Genomic DNA, 25,339 nt, shown 5'->3' with positions numbered 1-25,339 from the left:
ATGGAAGATACAGTTTAAAGTTTGAGAATTTACCTGGGACACATGATGGATTTGTAGGGACAAGAAGATATTTGATAGGAAGTTCAGCAGCATCAGGAAAAATTGTTCCAGGAGTTTACGATATAACTTCTCTTAAAGATGTTAATCCTGGTGATATGATTAGAATTTCAGTTTGGTTAAAAGCAAAAGGATTAAATCCTGAAGAAATGGCTCAAATTGGTGATCAAGCAAGTTTTGCAATTACGCCGATATTCCACAACACATATGGAAATAATGAAGGGTGGGGAGAATTCTGGTCACGCGATATTCCATTAAAATTCCCGGTAGCAAATGAGTTTGGATGGATGCAATTTTATGTTGACATTCCAGTTCAACAAGGTGCAAAATCACTTTCAGTAAGACTTCACCCACTTGGAAGATTTAAAGGTACTGTCTATTGTGACTTACTTGAAATTAGAAAATTAGATTTGGTTGGTGTTGAAACCACTGAAGCTATACCAACACAATTTAATTTATTCCAGAATTATCCGAATCCATTTAATCCTTCTACAATTATAAGTTACGCTTTACCAAAACAAAGCATGGTAACAATTAAGATTTATGATATTTTAGGAAGAGAAGTAAAAACATTGTTAAATTCAGAACAAGCTCCTGGTGTATATAAAATTGAATGGAATGGAACAAACAATATTGGTAATCGTGTAGCTGCTGGAACTTATATTTACAGAATTGAAGCAGGTGATTTTGTTCAAGCTAAAAAGATGATTCTTCTTAAATAATTAATAAATGTATGGGGCTGGCTATAAATTTAGTCAGCCCTTTAATTAACACAAAGACTTTGCAGATGAGGATGATTTTTTTTGTGTTCTATTTTTTCAAAAAGTTGATTATATAGATTATAACTGACTAATAGATTAATAAGAATTATTTTTAATAAGCATTTAAAATTATAAAAAAAATAATCGGGTGAATTTTATGTTCACTGAGAGAAATTGTGCACAAAAATTTATTAACACGATATTTTTACTGATGACATTTGTTCTTAACCTTTATGCTGGAACTACCGGTAAAATTGCAGGAAGAGTAGTAGATGCAGGTACTGGAGAACCATTAATTGGTGTAAATGTTGTGATTAGTGGAACATCTATGGGAGCCGCAACTGATATAGATGGAAATTATTTCATTATTAATATACCGCCTGGCATTTATGAGATTAAAGCATCACTTGTAGGTTATTCAACAGTAATTATAAAAAATATACGAGTTTCGGTAGATCAAACTACAAGAGTCGATATTGTAATGAAAGAAGAAGCTATATCAATTAATGATATTGTGGTAACTGCACAAAAACCTATCGTTCAAAAAGATTTGACTTCCACTGAAGCAAAAGTAAGTGGCGAACAAATTTCAATGCTGCCTTTAGAAAATGTTCAATCTGTAATAAATCTTCAGGCTGGTGTAGTTGATGGTCACTTTCGCGGCGGGAGAAGTAATGAAGTAAAATATTTGATCGATGGAATTTCTGTTAATGATGCTTATTCAGGTTCTTCTGCTCTTGAAGCAGAAATAAATAGTATTCAAGAACTTCAAGTGCTTACTGGCACATTTAACGCTGAATATGGAGAAGCATTATCAGGTGTTGTTAATCAGGTAACCAAAATTGCAAGTGATAAATTAGAAGGCGATTTCTCTGTTTATACAGGTGATTATTTTACAACAAGAAAAAATCTATATCAAAATATTTCACAAATATCACCACAAGATATTTATAATTTCCAGGGCAATTTAAGCGGTCCTGTCCCTGGAATGAAAAATATTCTTAAGTTTTATATTAGTGGTCGATACTTTAAAGATGATGGTTACCTTTACGGCAGAAGAATGTTCAATCCTTCCGATTCATCTAATTTTTCTGCTAATGATCCTAAAGATTGGTATGTCGGTGCAACCGGTGATAATAAATTCGTTCCAATGAATTATAATAAACGTTACACTTTACAAGGTAAACTTTCAATTGACTTAAGCGGGAAAGGCAAAGGTCTTGTAATTAATTCACTTTATCAAAATCAACAGTGGAGAGATTACAATCATCGATTTAAATTAAACCCTGATGGTGATTATAAAAAATTTCAAGAAAGCTTTTTGACGAGTTTAAGTTATACTTACGTTCTAAGTAATTCTGCATTCATCGATTTTATGGCTTCAAGTTTTACAACAAAATATAAACAGTATGTATTTGAAAATCCTCTTGATGAACGTTATGTTAAACCAGAAAGAATGAGAGATGTAAGTGGCAATGCTTTTTTAACTGGAGGAACAGAAAACTGGCATTTTTATCATACAACTACAACATATACCGGTAAAGTTGATTTTACCTGGCAGATAAATCATATTCATCAAATTAAGAGCGGCATAGAATATAAATATCATAATCTCGAATACAAAGATTTTCAAATTGTAATTGATGCAACAACAAATTATAAGCCTGCTTTACCACAACCTGGTTCATTTAATTATAATGTTTATGAAACAAACCCATATCAATTAGCTGCGTATCTTCAAGATAAAATTGAACTGGAATATCTAATTGTAAATGTTGGTGTACGATTCGACTTTTTTGAACCAGATGGAAATTACTTAAAAGATGCGAATAAAGTTTCAATACTTGATCAACTTCAGCCTCCTTATCCGGATTCACTTTTACAAAAAGCAAAATCAAAATATCAGATTAGTCCAAGAGTTGGAATTTCTTATCCTATAACAGATAAAGGAGCCATTCATATTTCATATGGCCACTTTTTCCAGATTCCTCCATTTGAGTATTTATATCGTAATCCAAATTTTAGAATTCCATTAACAGGTGATTTTCCGGAAAATGTTGGAAATACAATTGGCAATGCTGATCTTGATGCTCAACAAACTGTTATGTATGAAATTGGTCTTCAGCAAGAATTAGCCCCTAATTTGGGAATTACAGTAACTGGTTATTATAAAGATATAAGAAATTTGCTTGGCACAGAAATTCATATCAAAAATGAATTTAGAAAATTCAGCAAATTAATTAATCGAGATTATGGTTCTGTAAAAGGATTTACAATTTCCTTTGAAAAAAGATTTAGTGATGGTATAGGTGCTACTTTGGATTATACATTTCAGATAGCAAAAGGGAATGCATCAGACCCGAATGATGCATATAACAAAGCACAAGCTAATCCTCCAATTGAAGCAAACAAACAAATGGTTCCATTAAATTGGGATAGAAGACATTCAATTAATTTTACTTTAACAGCAGGTACCCCAAATGATTTTATTGCAAGTTTTATTGGAAGACTTGGTTCTGGATTACCTTATACTCCATCATTTCAAAATCAAAGAACAGGTTTAGAAAACAGCGAAAACAGACCTGCTTTTTTCAATGTGGATTTATATCTAACAAAATACATTAAACTGTTTGGTAAACAATTTTCTATCTATGCTAAAATTTATAATTTGTTCGATACTGCAAATGAAATTGAAGTTTTTACTGATACAGGGCGAGCAGGTTACACACTTGAACTGACACGAGCTCAAGAAGCTCCAAGAGGTGTTAACACACTCGAAGAATATTTTACAAGACCAGATTTTTATTCTTCACCAAGACAAATAATAATTGGTGCATCTATAAGTTTTTAGTGAGGAGGAAAAGTGTTCTCAATTAAAAGAACAAAATTGATAATCGTACTATTAATAATTTTCTTATTCAATGTTGTTAATGCACAAATAATAGTAGATAAAAATAAAGGGGACCATAATCAAACCCGTAAAGGGTATATGGATGGAAATTTAGCAGCAACAGTTTATTATAATTTTGGACAGATTGCAGATTGGTTAAATGAACCAAGCAGAAGTGGTGTTTGGCCTAAAGGTACTAATCATACTTATGTTGATGGTGTTGCAGTAATTGTTCAAGCAGAAGCAAAAGACCCAACTGGGAAATTAATTCATCCACTTGAAACAAATTATTATGAATTTACTCGTTATGACCCTTCAACTGGAGTAACATATGGTTGGTGGCCTTTGCCGGGTTATGCAGCTCCGTATTCAAGAATTCCAGCAAGAAGCGATGACCCGTCAAGCTGGCCAGCTAAATGGCCCGATAGAACTTCTGACTGGAATGGTGTTTGGAATGGATTCTTTGGCAAAGGAATTAAAAATGCTGATGTTGAAACTTACTTCGTTTTTGATGATAACGAAGATAGAGAATATCTAATAAAAAATAATTTTACTCCAGATGCAGATGACCCAACTCGTGGTGGTTTAGGAATGCAGGTTAAAGCTCGCGGTTTTCAGTGGTCTCAAGTTTTAGCTGAAGATGTTATTTTCTGGTATTATGAAATTACTAACATGAGCACTACCGATTATGATAAAACATTATTTGCTCAATATATTGATTGGGGAATTGGAGGACACGATAATTCATCTAACAATGCTGGTGATTATGATGATTTGCTTGATATTTCTTATGCATGGTCTACTGTTCCAACTGGAAGCCCGGGTAATTGGAGTCCGGTAGGATTGGCCGGATATGCTTTTCTTGAAAGTCCTGGAATTTCTGATGATAGAAAAGATAATGACCTGGATGGTTTGACTGATGAAAAAAGAAATAATTCAGCTCAACGATTTATTTCATCTCCCTTTGATGACCCATTTATTTTAGTCCCAGCAAGAGATACGGTCAACTTTAAAAACTTTTATGGCTATTCATGGCGTCCTCACTGGGATGCCGATGAAAATGGGAATTGGCGTTCTTTTACAGACCAAAATGGCAATGGAAAGTGGGATAAAGATGAACCTTTGAATGATGATGTTGGAACTGATGGCATTGGACCTTTTGATGAAGGATATACTAGACCTGATCCAGATGGAACTGAAGGGAATGGCAAACCAGACCAGGGCGAACCAAATTTTGGAATACTCGACAAAGATGAATCTGACCAATTGGGTTTGACTGGTTTTGCTATTTTCCCTGTTCATCGTTATGAGTTAAATCGAGATGAAGAAAATTGGCAGGTTCTTTCCGGTTTGCCTTCGCCACATGGACAATCTTTGGTGGGTGTTAATCTTGCAAATTATTTTTCGAGTTATTTGTTTCATATGTGGGGTAGAGAAAAATATTCTCAAATTACTGGCAGAATACAAGAAACTGGTGAAACAGAAAGATTTTCAATGTCTTTAATTTTTGGAATTGATAAAGATGATTTGTTCAGAAGAAAAAAAACTGTTCAACAGATTTATAATGCAAGTTATAGATTTGCAAAACCACCTGAAAAGCCAATAGTTAAAGCAATACCTGGAGATAATAAAGTAACCCTTTATTGGGATGATCGTGCAGAAAAAACTTTTGATGCTTTCTATCAAAAATATAATTTTGAAGGTTATAGAATTTATCGCTCAACAGAACCAAACTTTCTTGAAAGTAAAGTTATAACCGATGCATACGGGAAACCGACTTTTAGAAAACCAATTGCTCAATTTGATTTAGTTGATGGAGTAAAAGGATTACATCCAATTGATGTCAATGGTGCATTGTTTTATTTAGGAAATGATTCAGGCTTGCAGCATTCTTTTATTGATACTACAGTTCAAAATGGTCAAACTTATTATTATGCAGTTGCAGCTTATGACCAGGGATTTACAACTACAACTGTCGAAGGCAAATTTGAAGGAATTCCACCATCAGAAACTACAACAATTATAAAGAAAGACATAAATGGAAATATAATTACAGATGTCAATACAGCAGTTGTTACTCCTCGTCCACCAGCTGCAGGTTATATTCCACCTGCTGTAAATAATTTTTATGCAAGCGGTCCTGGAACCGGTAATCTTTCTGTTGAAATTCTTGACCCAGATTCAATAAAAAATAATCACACTTATCGAGTTGAATTTATTGAAAATACAAAGTTCAATAATGAATCAATACCTAAGTTTCAGATTGTTGATTATACATCATTAGATACTTTGATTAAACCTACATTAATGGAAAAAAATACATACACTTCAAAGGTAATTCATGGATTTTCAATGACAATTAACAACGACAATGTTGTTCAAGTTGATTATAACAAGAGTGGATGGAAAAAAGGGAAAAGTAATTATATAGTTCAATTAGGCTTTGATTCTCGATTTGCAGCAGCATATAATGCAAAACGAATTGACTATCCAGCCGATTTTGAAATTGAACTTACTGAACCCGGAAAAGGTGATTTATCTTTTCCAGCATCGACATTTAGTAAACCTATCCAATCAAATGTTATTGTCCGAAATATTACTGAGAATAAAAAATATCAATTCATATTTAGAGATGTTAATCAAAATGAAATATTTGATGATGGAGATGCAATTTTTATTGTTCTTGGTGATTCAGCGGGCAAAACGGCTACATCATTTTCAAATTTAAGAGTATCATGGTCAGTTACATTAATTAAAGACACAACAATTGCAGAAGCAAATCAAAGACCTCCACAGTTTGGGGATGTTTATAAACTTGTTACAAAAAAACCTTTCAGAAAAGGAGAATATTTTGAATTCACAACTAAAGCTCCTCAATATGATCAAGCTAAAGCAAAAAATGATTTAGATAAAATTGCAGTTGTTCCAAATCCTTACGTAGGAGCTGCATCGTGGGAACCGGCAACTGTTGAAGTTGGAAGAGGTGAAAGAAGAATTTACTTCATAAATCTTCCTCGTCAATGTACGATTAGAATTTATACGATAAGCGGAAAGCATGTTAAAACTATAGAACATAACAGCAATTTAGATGATGGCCAGGAAGCTTGGAACTTAATCTCAAAAGATGGAATGGATATTTCATATGGAGTTTATATTTATCATGTTGATGCCCCTGGCATAGGAGAAAAAATTGACAAATTTGCTGTGATAAAATAATAGATGAATTACACAAATTTTCATGAATTATAAAATTGTGTATAAAAATTTTGGTGAGGTTTTTATGCGTAAAGTTTTTCAGAAAATTTTATTGGTAATTTTCTATTCATCGATTTGCTTTGCTCAAAGTGTTTCAAAGACAGGAACTACTGCGGCGGCATTTTTAGAAATTCCAGTTGGAGCAAATGCCATTGGCATGGGCGGGGCTTTTGTGAGTATTTCTAATGATGCTACATCTTTATTCTGGAACCCTTCGGGCATTAGTACTCATGAGAACTATGAAGCAGTTTTGAATCATACTAACTGGATTGCAAATACAAGTTTTGATTTTGTAGGACTTATTATTCCATTGGGCGATTTTGGTAATATTGGATTTAGCTTCACTTCTCTTTCAATGGATGATATGAAAGTGAGAACCGTAGAACAACCCGAAGGAACTGGTGAATATTTTAGTGCCGGTGACATCTCAATTGGAATTTCTTATGCTCGTAATTTAACAGATAGATTTTCAATTGGGTTTACAGGTAAATATATTCAACAAAAAATCTGGCATATGTCAGCTTATGCTTTTGCTATTGATGCCGGAACAAAATTTAGAACTGATTTATTTGGTGGAATGGTAATTGGCGCATCGATTTATAATTTTGGAACCTCGATGCAAATGAGTGGAAGAGATTCAAGATATTTTATAAGAGTGGACCCGAATAAACAAGGTTCAAATGACCAGATACCAACAAACATCGAAATGAATTCCTGGGATTTACCGCTTACATTTCAAATTGGTGTATCAACTAATTTGTTCCAGAATCAAACTTATAGATTGACTGTGGCAGCTGATGCAATTCATCCAAATAATGATTATGAAAGTATGAACTTTGGTTTTGAAACTGCTTTCAAAGAATTTTTATTCTTTAGAGGCGGATATCAATCAGCATTTAATAAATATTCTGAAGGTGGATTATCATTGGGATTTGGAATTAATTCTAAATTAATTCTCTCGAATGCATTAATTAAATTCGATTATGCTTTCAGAGATTTTGGAAGACTTCAAAGTATTCATTCTTTTTCTATTAATTTAATTTTCTAATGCTGCGAATAAGGAAAATAAATTGAGTATTCTTTCTAAAAATATTTTTGACAGTGCTAAGGTTTATTTTCTGTCTTTTATTTTATTTATCTCATCAGAAAATTTTTCTCAAGTAATTCAAAATCATTTTCAAGATTCAATTGTTGCAAAAGTTGGAAACATTAAAATAACAGTTAATGAATTTATTAATTGTTATGAATATGGACCTGCTTTTTACAAAAAAGTAAAAGATTCTAAGAAAGTATTTCTTAATCATCTTATTAATGAAAAATTACTTGCTCTTGATGGTTATAGCAGAGGTCTTGATACATTGTCCGAAGTTAAAAATATCTTTAACGAATTTGAAAGTGATATTGCAACTGAAGAATTATTCAAAGATGAAATTCTTAAAAAAATTTCTTACACAAAAGAAGAAATTGATACTGTAGCTAAGCAAAAATTAATTGAAGTTGAACTTCAATGGATTTATTCATCATCAGAAGACGAGATAAGAAAAATTTATGATTCTCTATTTGCCGGTATTGATTTTCAAAAATTGTTTAATAAACAATTGAATGATTCAATTTATTATGAAGACAGGTATTTGAAATCGAGCAGATATGTTCTTGGATTGAAAAATTATGAACTTGCTAAAATTATTGACACAATAAAAGTAAATACATTTTCAAAACCAATAAAAGCAAATGACGGTTGGTATATTGTTAAGCTTATGAATATTAATTATCCTTTGATTGTAAATGAATCTGAACAGAATAAAATTATGAAGGAAGCAGAAACAGCTTTGATAAAAAGGAAAATGGACCAGCTTTCAGATGTTTATGTAAATTCGCTAATGATGAAATCAAATCCAGTTATTAAAAGGAAAGCATTTCAAGTTCTACGCTCATATCTTGCTCAATTTGAACTGCCAAAAGAAACTTATGATAAATGGAGACTTTCTGAAATTTTAAGAGAAGCATTGAATTCATTTAATTTAATTAATCAAAAAAATATAAATGACATTACACTTGTTGAATTAAATTATGGAAAAATTTCTTTGAGTGATTTTATTAATTGGTATCGTGCAAGAGATGAGTACATTAAATTCGATAAACGAAGTTTTGCAAGTTATTCCCGTTCACTAGAAAATATAATCTGGAGAATGGTTCGTGATAAATTATTAACAGAGGAAGCAAGAAAAAAAGGTTACTTTGAAAGAAGAGTTGTTAAAGAACAGTCAAAATGGTGGAAAGATAAAATTATTTACAGCACTGTTAAGAATGAATTGATGAATTCAATACTTCTTGAAAAGAAAGAAGTAGATGATACAAATAAAAATATTAACGATAAGTCTTACACTGAATTCATTGAAGATGAATTAACAAAAAAAATATTTCGTAAAATAAATGAGCTGAAGAATAAATATGCCATAACAATCAATGAAGATTTATTAAAATCAATTAAAGTAAGTGAAGAGAATAATGTAAAAGCACTCGATTTGTACGTTGTAAAAAGAGGTGGATTAATTCCCCGAACACCTTTTCCAACTATTGATAATTATTGGGCTCGCTGGCAATGATTTTATTTAAGAAAAATATTTTCATTTGTTTAATAATTTTTTTATTAACTGTTTCATGCAGTCAAAACGAAAGAAAATTCAATAATGAAATTATTTATTGGTCATCAAATAATACAGAAGAAATTGAATTTGCAAGATATATAGTTGAAAAATGGAATAAAGAAAATCCAAACATGAAAGTAAAATTTCAGCCTGTTCCAGAAGGACAATCGAGCGAAGAAGTAATCTTAGCTGCAATTGTAGGAAAAACTACACCAGATATTTATTCAAACATGTGGGAAGGTGATGTTGAAGGTTATGCTCGCGCTGGCATTTTAGTAGCTTTAGATACATTAAAAGGATTCATGGAATTTTTATATGAACGATGTGATAGTTCAGTCATTGAAGAAGTTAGGTCTTCTGATGGTCATATTTATCAAATCCCATGGAAAATAAATCCAGTGATGATGATTTATAATGAAAATATTATAAAATCATTGTCGCTAAAACATGCACCAAAGACATATTCAGAATTTTTTGATGCTGCAAAAAAATTTCAAAAAGATACTGATGGTGATGGCTATGTAGATCGTTGGTTTGGATATACAGAAACAATAGTTACATGGTGGCAGAGATTTTTTGATTTTTATCCTCTTTATCTTGCAGCTTCGAATGGAGGTTCGCTTGTTAAGAACAACAAAGCTGTTTTTAATAATAAAGCTGCAATAAAAGTGTTCAAATTTTTACGTGAATTATATAAGAAAAATTATTTCCCGAAAGAAAGATTATCATCTCGTCAGGATGTGTTCTTAGATGGAATAATTGCTACGCGATTTACTGGCCCGTGGGAAATTTCTCATGCAGAAAAGTATAAACCAGAAGGATTTGAATATAATTTCAGTACAATCCCTGTTCCGGATGACCACAAAGGACCAATTTATACTTATGGTGACCCAAAAAATATTGTAATCTTCAAGACTTGTCCTAATCCAAATCTTGCATGGAAATTTTTGAAATATTTCCTTAGCGAGGAAAATGATTTGAAATTACTTGAAATCACAAATCAACTTCCTCGCAGAAAAAATATTGATAAAAATTATTTGTATCAGAATTATTTTAAAAAAAATCCTAAGATGAAAATTTTTGCTGAACAAGCAAAGTTTGTAAAAGGAACTGACCAGTCACCGGTTCTCAAAGAAGTTTTTGATATAATTTCATCAGAATATGAAGCTTGTGTTATATATGGAGTTAAATCGCCTGAGCAAGCATTAAGTGATGCAGAAAAATCTGTTAATCTATTATTTCTTAAATGAAGTTATGAAGAAAAAAATATTGCCATATTTATTTGTTTCGCCATACATAATACATTTTATTTTATTTATTGGGTTTCCGATTGGATTCTCAATTTATCTAACTTTTCATGATTGGAATATTATTGCACCAATGGAATATGTTGGATTAGCAAACTATAAAAGATTACTCTATGACCAGCTTTTCTGGAAATCACTAAGGAACACGGTTATTTTTCTTTTAATTCATATACCGCTTCAAATCATTGTTGCACTTTTTTTAGCAGAGCTATTAAATCAAAAAATAAAATTGAAAGGTTTTTTTAGAGCTGCTTATTTTATGCCTGTTATTATATCTGGTGTTGTAATTACAATTTTATGGCAGCAGCTTTATGGTTTTGAAAGCGGATTATTAAATCGACTGTTGATTAAAATTGGTCTAAACAAAATTGGTTGGTTAACAGACCCAAATTGGGCAATGCCTTCAATTGCAATTATGGCTACATGGAAAAATGTCGGTTTGTATGTAGTTCTCTTTTTAGTTGGACTTCAGACAGTTCCTCAGCAATATTATGAGGCTGCAGAACTTGAAGGAGCAAATCATTTACAAAAATTTTTCAAAATAACACTGCCGATGATTAATCCAACAATTTTTATGGTTGTTGTTTTATCTACAATTGGAGGATTCTCGTTGTTCATTGAGCCATATGTAATGACAGGTGGCGGACCGCTAAACAGCACTCTTTCTGCAGTGCTTTATATCTATAAACAAGGATTCTTTTATTATCATATGGGTTATGCAGCTACACTTGGATTTTTCTTTGCTCTTCTTATTCTCTTTGTTGTTTTTATTCAAAAAAAATTTGTTGAAAAAGAAAATTGAGTATGAAGAAAACAATTTTATATACAGTTTTAATTTTAGGTTCATTAATATTTTTGTATCCTTTCATATGGATGTTATCTGCTTCTGTTTCTCCAGAAAATGAAATTGGTAACTTAATTTTTCTTCCTTCGAAAATTAATTTTAATAATTACCTGGTTATATTAGATAAAATTCCAATCGCTAAAGCATTCATAAATAGTTTAATAGTTTCTGGAACTATTACTGTTGGTGTTTTAATATTTGGTTCAATGGTTGGATATGCACTATCAAAACTTGAGTTTATAGGAAAGAATTTAATTTTTTATGTAATTGTTTTTACAATGACATTGCCCTTTCAAATTACTTTGATTCCACAATACATTTTGATTGTAAAATTTGGCTGGATTGATTCTTATGCTGGTTTAATTGTCCCTTATTTAATGAATGCATTTGCAATTATAATGTTCAGGCAATATTTCAAGTCAATTCCACAAGACTTAATTGATGCTGCAAGAATAGATGGCTGCAGTGAATTAAGAATTATTTTTGGGATTCTCTGGCCAAATTCAATACCAGCTTTAATTACAGTTGGAATAATTACATTTATGACATCATGGAATGAGGTTCTTTGGCCCTTGATTGTGATAAGAGATGAAACTAAAATGACAATGCCTCAATTAGTTACTTTATTTGCTGTTGGTGGACGCGCAGAGTCTCAGCTTGGATTAAAACTTGCAGCAGCTGCAATGTTAGCATTACCAATTGTTTTAGCTTATCTGATATTCCAAAAATATTTTATTCAAAGTATGACTTCTTCTGGATTGAAAGAATAATTATTCATATAAATATTTATTGTTAATTAAAGAGAGGTTGAATTATTATGCACTTAATTAGATATACTAAAAATCCAATACTTACAAAAAATGATGTCCCATTTAAAGTAAACAGTATTTTTAATCCCGGTGTTACAAAGTTCAATAATAAATACTTACTTCTTTGCAGAGTTGAGATGCCTAACGGTAGATCTTCTTTCGTAAAAGCTTTGAGTGATGATGGATATGATTTTCAAGTAGATGATAAACCAATTTTAACTCCCGAAGACCATCATGAATTTTTTAAGTATTGTGAGTGGGGAATTGAAGATGCAAGAATTACAAAATTCAATGAAACATATTACATAACTTATACTGGTTATTCAAAGTATATGCCATTGGTTATGTTAGCAGTTACAAAAGACTTTGAGAAATTTCAAATTCATGGACCTATAAGTGAACCATCAAATAAAGATTGCGCAATTTTTCCGGAAAAAATTGATAGTTATTATTGGAAGATTGACAGACCATCGGCAGAAGAAAGAAAAGATATGTGGATTAGTAAAAGTCCAGATTTAATTCATTGGGGAGGCTACAGAATTTTAATGGAACCAGAAAAAGGCACATGGGAAAATGATAAAATTGGATTATCCTCGCCACCAATCAGAACTGATAAAGGCTGGCTTTTGCTTTATCATGGAGTAAGAGGTTTTGGAATTTCAAGTCTTTATAAGCTTGGTGCTTTATTGCTCGATTTACACAATCCTTGGATAGTTATCGCCAAAACAAAAGAACCAATTTTATCTCCAGAGTTCGATTATGAAAGAATTGGTGATGTGCCAAATGTGGTTTTTTCTTGTGGATGGATTGCAGAACCTGATGGCAAAATTAAAATTTATTATTCTGGGGCAGATACAAACATTTGTCTAGCAGAAACAACAGTTGATGAGCTTTTAGCTGTTTGCAAATAATGTGATTTCAAAAAGAGCAAAACTGGATAATCAATAATTTGAGGCAGAATTATTAATGAAGAAGAAATTTATACTAATAATTTTTTTTGTTGTTCAATTTATTGCTTATGCGAATTCCGATTCTCTTTTAATTAATCTTTCTCATTTGAATAATCTTTATGAAGAAATAAATGTTTATGGAAAAACATTGGGCATAATTCATATTTATAGTGAATATCCGGATTATAAATGGGTAGGAGATGAAGATGAAGGAATTGCTTGTATAGACGATGCTTCCCGCGCTGCTGTTGTTTACCTAAATTATTCTGATTTATTTCATGACAACGAAAGTAAAAGAAAAGCAAAAAATCTGATAGAGTTCATTCTTTTCATGCAAGCCGATAATGGATTCTTTTACAATTTTATTTTTGAAAAAGGGCAAATAAACAAAACCCATCAAAACAGTATTGCAGAGCCAAATTGGTGGAGCTGGCGGGCTTTGTGGTCTTTAACTATTGCTTATGATAAATTCAAAGATGATAAAGATTTTTCTTTACAAATAAGTTCGGCTATTAGAAAAACAATTTCAGCAATTAAGGCATTTTCTAATCTTGATAAAACAATAATCACATTAAATGGAATTGAAAAGCCTGCATGGCTTCCATATAAATATGCATCTGACCAGGCAGCTTTAATTGTGATTGCTCTTTCAAATTATTTCAAATCTTTTAATGACTCTACTGTTATTGATATAATAAAAAATTATTGTGATGGTATAATGTTGATGCAAGCCGGAAATAAAAATGAATTCCCATATTATGCATTTCTAGGCTGGGAAAATTCATGGCATGGCTGGGGAAATTTGCAATCTTTTGCTTTGCTAAATGCTTACACAATTCTTAATGATAATAAATTGCTAAAAGCCGCATTAAATGAAATTGATAATTTTTATGAATATTTATTGAGGAAAAAATTCTTATCAGAATTCAGCATTAGTAAAAAGGAAAACAGAATAATTATTGATGACATTAAAAAATATCCTCAAATAGCTTATATCATTCGACCGATGATTTATGCATCAATAAAAGCTGCAGAGATAACACAAGAAAAAAAATATTATAACTTGTCATATAGATTATTGAAATGGTTTTTTGGTCATAATGATGCAAAGAAAAAAATGTATTTGTTAGAATCTGGAATTTGTTATGACGGAATTATAAGTAAAAACAAAATCAATAAAAATTCCGGGGCGGAATCAACGATTGAAGCATTACTTTCTTTACTTGAAGTTTATAAATACAATGAATCAAAAAAATTATTATTCAGAAATTACAGACAATTAAAAGGTGCAAAATGAAAGTCTATTATTCCTCAGTTGTTATAAGACCTAATAATAATCGTGTAATACTTAGACCTTTTGAGCCGATGAATAAGGAAAGAATTAAAAAAATTATTGATAGAATTAATAATTTGTCAGAAGAAGATGTCATTCAAGAATATGAAAGTGTAAAAAGTTTATATTCTTTGCGTCACAAAAACATCGAAAAATTTTTTATTAAGAGATATAATGAAGTAAAAAAATATAGTTCATTAAATGACAATATCCCTGAAATTAAAAAATTATTAATTGGTTCATACTTTTCAAACGAGTATTCACTTGAAAGTACAGCACTATTTAATCCTTCAATGGTATGGCATCCAGACCAATCGAATTTACCAAATGATAAAAAGCGGTTTATTATTAGCCTAAGAGCAACCGGCGAAGGACATGTTTCTTCAATTGTATTTCGAAGTGGTGTAATTGACTTACAAAATAATATTGAACTTGACGAAGCATCAATTTATGCGGAAATGCCGTCAATCAAATTAATTTCTGATGATATGTACGAAGCTAATTTTGAAGATATGGATATTTCTGAAAGAACATTATTCCCTCAATTAGATACTGAAATGAATGGGATGGAAGATGCACGCTTTGTTCTTTTTACTGAAGACAATGGGGTGAAAAATTATTATGCTACTTACTGTGCATATGATGGACATAATATTTCAATGCAGCTTTTGAGAACAAAAGATTTTATGAATTTTACAATTTCTAAGTTGAAAGGTGCTGAAGTTCAAAACAAAGGTATGGCTCTTTTCCCAAGAAAAATTAATGGTAAATATGTAATGCTTTCACGTCAGGATAACGAAAATAATTTTATAATGTTTTCGGATAATTTGTATCAATGGGATTATAAACAATTGCTGATGGAACCAAAATATACATGGGAATTTTTTCAGATTGGGAATTGCGGCTCACCTATCGAAACAGAAAAAGGATGGTTATGTTTGAGCCATGGAGTTGGACCAGCCCGGCGTTATTCAATTGGAGCTTTTCTGCTTGATAAAAATGACCCAACAAAATTAATAGGAAGACTTAGAGAACCACTCCTTGAAGCAAAAGAACATGAAAGAAATGGTTATGTGCCGAATGTAGTTTATTCCTGTGGAGGAGTAATTAATGGTAATTATCTTGTGTTCCCTTATGCAATGTCGGATTATGTTAGCAGTTTTGCTTATGTCAATGTAAATGATTTGTTGAATAAATTATTAAATGAAAAATGAAAACTACAGTAATTATTATTTCAGCTTTATTAACATTGCAAACTTTTTCTCAAATAAAACGTTTTGAGAAGATTAATTATCAAGGTGATGCAAAAATAGAAGTAGGAAGTTACTTTGCTGGAGCAGAATTTCATCACAGCTGTCCAATTCCGCAAAGATTTAGTTTTTATTATCCTGTTGCAAATAGTATCGACCTTAGCAGCGACTACTGGCATCGAGATACGACTTATATTATGAACACAGCACTGAAATTTGATGATGAATTCCAATGGCTTAATAATCAATCATATAAATATGAGCTTACGCCGTATTCAGTAAAATTTTATAAATATGAAAGTGATAAGTCATTTGAGATTTCATATCAATTTACTAAAACAAAACCCACTGTTGTAATTACATATTCAATAACAAATAATTCGAATGAAAAGAAAGAAGTTGAGTTATTTATTAGATTGGCACTTGCACTTAGAACCAGTCATACTTTCGAAATAAAGAAAGAAATCAATATTTCTTCGATGAATAATGGAGAAATAATTTTCGCAAATAATTTGGCTAAAGAAACACAAAATTCACGTGTGTTTATTGTGAATGTAACAGAAAAGCCTTTCGATATTGTGCTCAATGAATCTTTGTCAAATAAAATTAATTTTCAAAAATATGCTTCAAATAAAAATCTTATTGACGAACCTTCTGCAAATTTTATTTACAAAAAAATACTCAAGCCAAAAGAAAAATTGATTGTCACTCAAATTCTAGGAACGTGCAAAATTTACGAAGGGAATCAATTAGTCAATTATTTAAGAAAAAATTATAAAAAAGAAATAAAAAATTTTGAGAATTTCATTCTATCAAGAATTAATAAAACAGATGTAATTAAAAGCGGAGATGATACTTTTGATAAAACTGTCAACTGGGCAAAAGCAATTCTCGAAGTAAACAAACATTATATTGACGGCGATATTGTTCCTATGCCCTGTCCTGCTGAATATAATTTTTACTTCACTCATGATGTTTTAATGACAGATTTTGCTGCAGTGAAATTTGATTTACTAAGAGTTAAAAATGATTTAATGTTTATAATAAAACATGCTAATAAAGAAAAAATAATTCCTCATGCTTACTACTGGAAAGATACAGCTTATGTTACTGAATATGCTGATTATGATAACTGGAATAATTTCTGGTTTATTATTGTTGCTTCAGAGTATTTGAAATATTCAAAGGATAAAAAATTTATTGAGCAAATTTATCCTTATTTAGAAAAATCACTATCCAATGCTCTTAAAACAAAAGGTGAAGATAATTTAATGTTATCATATCGTCCTGATTGGTGGGACATTGGCAAACTATATGGACAGAGAAGCTACATGACAATTTTAGCAATCCAAGCAATTCGTTCATACATTTATCTATCAACTGTAATTGAAAAAAATGAAGATAAACTTAGTGAATATGAAAACCTATCGGATAGAATGGAAAAAAGCTTAAATGAAAAATTGTGGTTAGATAATTTTAATTACTTAATGAATTGTTCAGAACTAAATGTAATTGATGAACATTATTACAGCGGTTCACTTTTAGCTGCTCACTTTGGATTGATTGATTCTTCTAAAAATTTACGAATGATTAAAACTGCAGAAGAATTTCTTATTGATAAAAAAGTTGGGGTTTATACAGTTTATCCAATGGATTTTACACAACTTAGAGATTATTGGCATTTTGCAGGAAACGAAGCTGGAGAAAAATTTTATTATCTAAATGGTGGAATTTGGTTTCACTCAAATGCCTGGTATGCATTAGCTCTAATTTCAATCGGAAAGAAAAATAAAGCCGGAGAATTCATTAAGAATGTTATGACAATTGATGGAATTATAAATGGACCAAATGGACAGCCAGCAATGTATGAAGTAAGAAATGGTGATTATAATAATCTAAAAATTTACGGAACTATTGATAAACCGCAATTTATGTGGGCAGCTGGTTGGTACCTTTATACTCTCTATCATCTTTTCGGAATTAATAACAATGAATGGAATATTGAACTTAATCCCTTTTTATTGTATGAACAAAGTGAATGTTTATTTAATCTTTATATTAATGGTCGTTTAGCAAATGTGAATTTGGTAAGAAATAAATTTTTACAAAATAAAATTGATAAGAAAGAAATTAATTCATTTGTTATCCCGGAAAAGTTATTTCATGTAAACCAAATAAATTTTTCAATTGGTGAACTAAAAAATGCTTTTCTGAAAAGTACTAATTCAATTCTTGAAGAATTTACTTATGATAAAAATAAAATGGATATTCACTTAAAAGCTTTTAAGGGACACAAAAACAAAACCATAATTATCTCAAAACATTTGCCAAAAGAAATAAAATTAAATCGAAATCATACCGTTGATTATTCGATTCATCAAAACAAAAATGAATGGATAATAAATATCAGCTTTACACATCAAGAAAAATTAGAAAGACTCACAGTTCAATTTTGACATAATCATTATTTGGGAGAGTAATATTTATGAAAGAAAAGTTCATCCTTAATAAAAATTGGGAATTGAAATTAGGAAACAATTATTCATCATCGACACCGAATGAAATAAAAAAAATAAAGAGCATAAAAGCTGAGATTCCTGGCACTGTTCATACAGACCTTTTATCAAACAATTTAATTGAAGAACCATTTTACTCGGATAATGAAAAACGACTTAACTGGATTTCTGAATCAGATTGGATTTATAAAACAATTTTTGATTCACCCTTTGATTATAAAAATTCTTCACCAATAAAATTAATCTTTGAAGGTATTGATACGGTTGCAAATATTTATTTGAACGATATTCAATTAGGGACAACATCTAATATGTTTTTGAAATATGAATATGATGTGACAAAACTGCTTAAACCAAAAAACAATGAATTAAAATTATATTTCGAATCGCCAGTTAATTATGCAATAAAACAAGAAAAGAAATACGGCAAACTTCCAGTCGCATTAAATTCATATCGAGTTTACATCAGAAAAGCACAATACTCTTTTGGCTGGGATTGGGGACCATCTTTTCCAACTATCGGAATCTGGAAGAATGTTTATCTCAAAAAAGAAAGCGAAGCAGAAATAGAAAATTTTCTTTTTAATACAATTGAAATAAAAAACAATTATGCAGTTGTCGAGGTAATATTTGATGTAAAGAAAAATACAAATGAAAAAATATTAGCAGCGATAAAAATTAACAACGAGAATTATTCAACAAATAAATTAATTGAAGTAATTAAAGGCAAAAATAAGATTAAATTCAAAATTGAAAATTGCGAATTGTGGATGCCTAATGGTTATGGCAAACAAAATTTGTATGATTTGGAAATTAAACTGCTCAATAAAAATAAAAATGTTTTGGATTCATTAAATAAAAAAGTAGGCATTAGAAAAATTGAATTGCAATTAAAAGAAAAAAATAAGAATTCATTTGGATTTATTGTTAATGGTAAAAAAATTTTTGCAAAGGGAGCAAACTGGATTCCTGCTGATGCATTTTTGACGAGAGTAACAGAAGATAAATATCGTAAGTTACTTACTTATGCTAAAGACGCAAATATGAACTTCGTTCGTGTATGGGGCGGCGGAATTTATGAAAATGATATTTTCTATGAAATATGTGACGAGCTTGGATTATTAATCTGGCAGGATTTTATGTTTGCATGCGGTTCATATCCCGAACATTCAGAATTTATTCAAAATGTTAAAAAAGAAGTTTCTTATAATGTAAACAGATTACAATATCATCCATCAATAGCAATATGGTGCGGTAATAATGAGAATGAATGGATTTGGTATCAGGAACAGAAGAAGAGTTATAAAAAAATGCCTGGCTATAAAATATTTAGTAAAATAATTCCATCTATTCTGAAAGAAGTTGATCCATTAAGACCATATTGGGAATCGTCGCCATTTGGTTTTGATGAAGACCCGAATTCACAATACAGCGGCAATCGCCATCAATGGGATATATGGAGCAGATGGATTGATTATTCTGAAGTAAAAAATGATAACAGTTTGTTTGTTACAGAATTTGGATTTCAAGGACCAGCTAATAAATCAACTCTTGAAAAAGTAATTCCTGTTGAAGAAAGAAAAATCAATAGTAAAATATTTGAGTTTCATAATAAACAAATCGAAGGAACGGAAAGATTAATAAAATTTTTGAGTGCTCATCTTCCGTTAAGTACTAAGTGGGATGAATTCATTTATTTAACACAACTTAATCAAGGCTTGGCGCTTAAAACTTGTCTTGAACACTGGCGTTTCAATCAACCAGGAACAAATGGAAGCATAATCTGGCAAATCAATGATACCTGGCCTGTTGTAAGCTGGTCTTTAATTGATAGTGAACTTAAACCGAAGTTGTCTTACTATTTTGTAAAAAAAATTTTTGCAGATGTTGTCACTAAAATTGATGTAAATGAAAAAGGAATATTTATCTTAGGGTTAAATCAGAAAGAAAAGAATTTCATGGGGATATTAAAATTATTTATTGTTGAATCGAGCAGCAGTGAAATTCTTTATGAAAAAAATAAATCAATAATAATCAAAAGCAATTCAATCAGTAATTTAATTACGATTAAAAATAATTTTGGTTCTTCTTCAATAATTATTTTAACAATTTATGATGAAAATGGAATTCAAATTTTTAGAGATGTATATGCATTTCAAGAGTGGAAACATATAAAACTTCCGAAGCCAGAAATTAAATTAAAGTTAATTCCAAAAGATGAAGAAAAATTTTTAGAAGTTACTTCAAATAAGCTTTCAATCTTTGTCGATTTAATTTCTTCTAAAGCAATATTTTCTGATAGAGGATTTATTTTATTGCCTGATGAAAAAGTATTAATAAAGGCTCAAAAAAATACAGAGTTAATAGAAGACGATATTGAAATTTATTGCCTTAATCAATTTCTATGTGATTAAAAATGTTTTTAAGAATTAAAAAACTTTTCATCATTAATTTAATTTTGTTTTTCAACTGTTACTCACAACAAATCGAAATTGAACGAATTGAAAAAATGCCAAATATTCCTTCACCTTATGAAATGAGAGATTGGAAAGCCGTTGCTCGTGGTTATGATTCATTAATTTATAATTTGAATGCTAATGGTGAATATCTGCCATTAATATTTTTATTTAACAGTTCAATTAATTATCCTGATGAAATTAGCTTTGGTTTGCATTCTTATGTGGGCACTAATAGCCCAAATAACAGCGAAGCAATAAATGTTCTTCCATCAATTATAAGTGCAACACTCATTGGGATTGATAAAAGAAATCAGAATGGCTTTGATTGGGTTAAGATGAGCAGAGAATATTTTAACAAAAGACCTGAAATGAATGTCTATAAAAATTCTCCTCATAATGATACTTATGATGACTGGTGGTATGAAACAATGCCGAATGTTTTTTTCTATCAATTATATTCATTATATACAGATGTTGAAGATTATGATTATCAATTTAGAATTATTGCTGATAGATTTCTTGAAGTAGCAAAATTAAGTGGCGGAAGTACAACTCCCTGGCAATATCCCAACTTCAATTATCGTGGTTGGGACTTTATAAATAAAAAATCTTATAAAATTGGAGTTGAAGAACCCGAAGCAGCTGGTGCAATTGCTTATATTCTTTATAATGCTTATGTAACAACTAGAGATAAGAAATATTTAATTGGTGCAGAATGGTGTTTAGAATTTTTGAATTCGTTAACAATAAATCCAGCTTATGAAATTCAACTTCCTTATGGTGTTTATACAGCTGTTAGGATGAACGCAGAAATTGGAACTGATTATGACATTGAAAAAATGTTCAACTGGTGTTTTAGTTTTACTAATCTTAGAAAATGGAATGTATTATTAGGCAAATGGGGTATTTATGATATTAATGGTTTGATTGGTGAAGACTTTGATAGACAATACGCATTCTCAATGAACACATTTCAACAAATTGGTGCTTTAGTTCCTGTTGCAAGATATGATGAAAGATTTGCTCGTGCAATTGGTAAATGGGTTCTGAATGCAGCTAATTCATTAAGATTATTTTACAGTAAATATTTAGATGACATTCGGCAAGATAGTGAAGACTGGGCTCATAAATATGATCCTAATTCATATATTGCTTATGAAGCATTATTAAAATCAAATTCTAATTGGCCAGAAGCTACTGGTGATGCAATTAAAGGCGGCTGGGCAAAGACAAATTTATCTCTCTACAGTTCATCTTCTGTCGGTTATCTTGCTTCAATTGTAGATACTACTAATGTTTCCAAAATTTTAAAACTCAATTTGAACAAAACAGATTTCTTCCAGAAAAATTCTTATCCAACTTTTCTTTTATTTAATCCTTATGAAGAATCAAAATCAGTAAGAATAAATTTACCAGATGGAATTTTTGATATTTATGAAACAATTAATAATTCATTTCTTGCAAAAAATATTTCGAATGATTTTGATGTTTTAATTCCAGCAAATTCTGCAATAATAATTGTTCTAACCCCTTCGAATGGTAAAATAGAATATAAAATGAACAAATTATTAATAGATGGAGTAGTTGTAGATTATAATGTTAATCAACAAGTTAGTAATCATCAGCCAAGAATAAAAAGTCTTGCCGCTGTTTCAGAAAAATTGATACAAAATAGATCAACAAAAATTTATTGCACTGCTGTTGATAAAGATAATGATCAACTTAAATATTATTGGCAAGTAAGTGAAGGCAGTATATTAGGCGGGGGTTCTTATGTTGATTTCGTTGCTCCAAATAAATCTACAACAGCCATTATCAAAGTAATAGTGGAAGATACATTTGGAGAGAAAGATTCAGCTTCATTATCAATAGATATTGTAAGTAATATTAATCATTCACCAGATATTAAGTACATCAAAGCAATTCCAAGAAAAATTAATTTAGGAGAAAAAGCAAAATTAATTTGTTATGCTGAAGATATTGATAATGACAGTCTGAGTTTTAATTGGAATTCAAAATTTGGTTATATAAATCAAACATCAGATTCTGCTATGTGGACAGCCCCAGATATTGAAGGAGATTATTACGTTATATGCACAGTAAGAGATGGAAAAGGGGGGATAGCCAGAGATAGTTTGAAAATTATGGTAAGAAATTTTAGTGAAAGTACTTTTGGAAAATTAATAATGTATTTGCCCTTTAATGGAAATGGAAACGATGAAAGCGGAAATGGCAATAACGGAATAATTTATGGAGCAATTTTTGTGAATGACCGTTTTGGGAAGTCAAACTCAGCATTACAATTTGATGGAATTAATGATTATATATTGATAAAAAATTCTCCTTCATTGAATTTTCAAAATGCAATAACAATTAGCTTCTGGATTAAATTAGATGAACTAAGTGAAAAAGAATCTTACATAATTTCTCATGGCAGTTATGATAAGCGTTATAAAGTTTCTATTGCAAATAAAAAATTAAGATGGACTATTAAAACTGACAAAACGGGTAATGGCATTTTAGACCTTGATAGTGAAAGTCAACTTGTTCTAAATAAATTTATTCATTGTATAGTAAATTATAATGGGAAAGATGCAGAGTTGTGGATTAATGGCGAGCTAAATTCATTTGCTTCGTGGACAGGCAAATTGCAATTATCAGATATTGATTTAACCATTGCTCAAATGCTTCCTGCAAACTCTAATTATAACTTCAAAGGAATTATTGATGATGTAAGAATTTATGATTATGCTCTTATGCCCGATGAGATTTATAAGTTAAATGATATACCAAGTTCAGTAAAGGAGTATAGTTCTTTAATTAATTCTAATGAAATATTTCTTTACAATTTCCCGAATCCGTTTAATTCAAATACAGTTATAATTTATCAAATATTAGAACTAACGAGAGTTCAATTAAAAATTTATGATATACTTGGTAAGGAAATAAAACTGCTATTTGACGAAACGCAATCACCAGGTATTTTTGAAATAAAATGGGATGGTAAAAATAATTATGGAAATGTTGTCCCATCTGGAATTTACTTTTGTATTTTAAGGACGAACCAAAATATGAAAATCAAAAAACTAATTTTAATGAAATAAAAGAGGATTATTATGGCAGAAGTAAAATTAGTAAACGTTTCAAAAATTTATGATTCTGATAATAAAGCAGTTAAAAATGTTAGCTTCACTGTAAATGATAATGAATTTGTTGTGCTTGTTGGTCCTACAGGATGTGGTAAATCTACAATTTTGAGAATGATAGCAGGACTTGAAGATATATCAGAAGGAGAACTTTTTATTGATAATAAATTGATGAATGATGTATTGCCAGCACAAAGAGATATTGCAATGGTATTTCAGAATTATGCATTGTATCCTCATATGACTGTATTTGAAAATATGGCTTTTGGATTAAAATTAAGAAAATATCCGAAAGAAGAAATTAAGACAAGAGTAATTATCGCAGCAAAAATTTTAGGTATTGAAGAATTACTTGATAAAAAACCCAAACAGCTTTCGGGTGGACAAAAACAACGGGTTGCAGTTGGCAGAGCGATTGTTCGAAACCCAAAAGTATTTTTGTTCGATGAGCCTCTAAGCAATCTCGATGCAAAGATGAGAGTTCAGATGAGAGCAGAAATTACAAAATTACATCAGCAGTTAAAAGCAACAATGATTTATGTAACTCATGATCAAGTAGAAGCAATGACAATGGGCGATAGAATTATTGTTCTTAAAGATGGTGAAATCCAGCAAATTGATACTCCTATGAATTTATATAAGAATCCTGTTAACAAATTTGTTGCTGGATTTATTGGAAGTCCATCCATGAATTTTATAGAAGGCATTATAATACAGGGAGAAGATTTACAATTTAGAAGCTTAAATGGTTCACTAATGATAAATTTGACAGGTGAACAAAAATTAAAACTTGGGAAATATATTGATAAAAAAATTTATTTAGGTATACGACCTGAAAATATAAGTTTACAGAAACATGAAAATAGACATGAATTTGTAAGTATTCTCGATTTAGTTGAACCAATGGGGAATGAGATTTTCATATACTTTAAAGTTGATGAAAATCAATTTATCGGGAAAGTTTATTCAAATGAAATTTATAGAAAAGGGGAAAAAGTACATATTTATTTAGATAAGAATAAATTTTATTTCTTTGACTATGAAAAAGAATTGGCAATTAATTAGACTTTTAAAATAGATTAGTATTAGAAATAAGTTATTCAAATGATTTAAA

General features: G+C 30.3%; 15 protein-coding genes. All 15 read left to right on the top strand.

What is annotated here, in order from left to right:
- The coding region (locus VJY32_RS13295; protein WP_353678415.1) for a FlgD immunoglobulin-like domain containing protein at positions 1 to 779 on the top strand (779 nt) is incomplete at its 5' end.
- 196 nt (positions 780 to 975) lie between these two features.
- The gene (locus tag VJY32_RS13290; protein WP_353678414.1) at positions 976 to 3,669 is read left to right on the top strand and encodes a TonB-dependent receptor; all 2,694 of its coding nucleotides are present in this window, start codon (positions 976 to 978) and stop codon (positions 3,667 to 3,669) included.
- A 12-nt stretch (positions 3,670 to 3,681) separates the two neighbouring features.
- Positions 3,682 to 6,924, top strand: coding sequence for a hypothetical protein (locus VJY32_RS13285; protein ID WP_353678413.1), 3,243 nt, complete (start codon positions 3,682 to 3,684; stop codon positions 6,922 to 6,924).
- A gap of 64 nt (positions 6,925 to 6,988) precedes the next feature.
- Entirely contained in the window at positions 6,989 to 8,011 is a 1,023-nt protein-coding gene (locus VJY32_RS13280) for a PorV/PorQ family protein (protein ID WP_353678412.1), read from the top strand.
- Between the two features lie 22 nt (positions 8,012 to 8,033).
- A complete protein-coding gene (locus VJY32_RS13275; protein ID WP_353678411.1) occupies positions 8,034 to 9,569 on the top strand; it encodes a peptidylprolyl isomerase in 1,536 nt (511 codons plus the stop codon).
- A complete protein-coding gene (locus VJY32_RS13270) occupies positions 9,566 to 10,861 on the top strand; it encodes an extracellular solute-binding protein (RefSeq protein WP_353678410.1) in 1,296 nt (431 codons plus the stop codon). The genes VJY32_RS13275 and VJY32_RS13270 overlap by 4 nt, the downstream gene beginning before the upstream one ends.
- A gap of 4 nt (positions 10,862 to 10,865) precedes the next feature.
- Positions 10,866 to 11,720, top strand: a complete 855-nt coding sequence (locus VJY32_RS13265) for a carbohydrate ABC transporter permease (protein ID WP_353678409.1) — start codon at positions 10,866 to 10,868, stop codon at positions 11,718 to 11,720.
- Positions 11,721 to 11,722: 2 nt separating this feature from the next.
- Positions 11,723 to 12,532 (top strand): carbohydrate ABC transporter permease, encoded by an 810-nt coding sequence (locus tag VJY32_RS13260; RefSeq protein WP_353678408.1) that lies wholly within the window; start codon positions 11,723 to 11,725, stop codon positions 12,530 to 12,532.
- A gap of 47 nt (positions 12,533 to 12,579) precedes the next feature.
- A complete protein-coding gene (locus tag VJY32_RS13255; protein WP_353678407.1) occupies positions 12,580 to 13,482 on the top strand; it encodes a glycoside hydrolase family 130 protein in 903 nt (300 codons plus the stop codon).
- Positions 13,483 to 13,537: 55 nt separating this feature from the next.
- Positions 13,538 to 14,818, top strand: coding sequence for a hypothetical protein (locus VJY32_RS13250; protein WP_353678406.1), 1,281 nt, complete (start codon positions 13,538 to 13,540; stop codon positions 14,816 to 14,818).
- Positions 14,815 to 16,068 carry a glycoside hydrolase family 130 protein gene (locus VJY32_RS13245; protein ID WP_353678405.1) on the top strand — a complete coding sequence of 418 codons (1,254 nt, stop codon included), beginning with the start codon at positions 14,815 to 14,817 and terminating at the stop codon, positions 16,066 to 16,068. Before VJY32_RS13250 ends, VJY32_RS13245 begins: the two co-directional genes overlap by 4 nt.
- On the top strand, positions 16,065 to 18,560 hold the full coding sequence (locus VJY32_RS13240) for a GH36-type glycosyl hydrolase domain-containing protein (RefSeq protein ID WP_353678404.1): 2,496 nt from the start codon (positions 16,065 to 16,067) through the stop codon (positions 18,558 to 18,560). The genes VJY32_RS13245 and VJY32_RS13240 overlap by 4 nt, the downstream gene beginning before the upstream one ends.
- A 29-nt stretch (positions 18,561 to 18,589) precedes the next feature.
- On the top strand, positions 18,590 to 21,034 hold the full coding sequence (locus VJY32_RS13235) for a glycoside hydrolase family 2 protein (protein ID WP_353678403.1): 2,445 nt from the start codon (positions 18,590 to 18,592) through the stop codon (positions 21,032 to 21,034).
- A 2-nt stretch (positions 21,035 to 21,036) separates the two neighbouring features.
- The gene (locus VJY32_RS13230; protein ID WP_353678402.1) at positions 21,037 to 24,183 is read left to right on the top strand and encodes a LamG-like jellyroll fold domain-containing protein; all 3,147 of its coding nucleotides are present in this window, start codon (positions 21,037 to 21,039) and stop codon (positions 24,181 to 24,183) included.
- A 12-nt stretch (positions 24,184 to 24,195) separates the two neighbouring features.
- Positions 24,196 to 25,290 (top strand): ABC transporter ATP-binding protein, encoded by a 1,095-nt coding sequence (locus VJY32_RS13225; protein ID WP_353678401.1) that lies wholly within the window; start codon positions 24,196 to 24,198, stop codon positions 25,288 to 25,290.
- Positions 25,291 to 25,339: the final 49 nt, after the last annotated feature.

This window comes from Rosettibacter primus (assembly GCF_036860675.1).
Classification (GTDB): domain Bacteria; phylum Bacteroidota; class Ignavibacteria; order Ignavibacteriales; family Melioribacteraceae; genus Rosettibacter; species Rosettibacter primus.
Note: the sequence above shows the minus strand (reverse complement) of the source record. Positions and strands in the feature narration are given on the sequence as shown.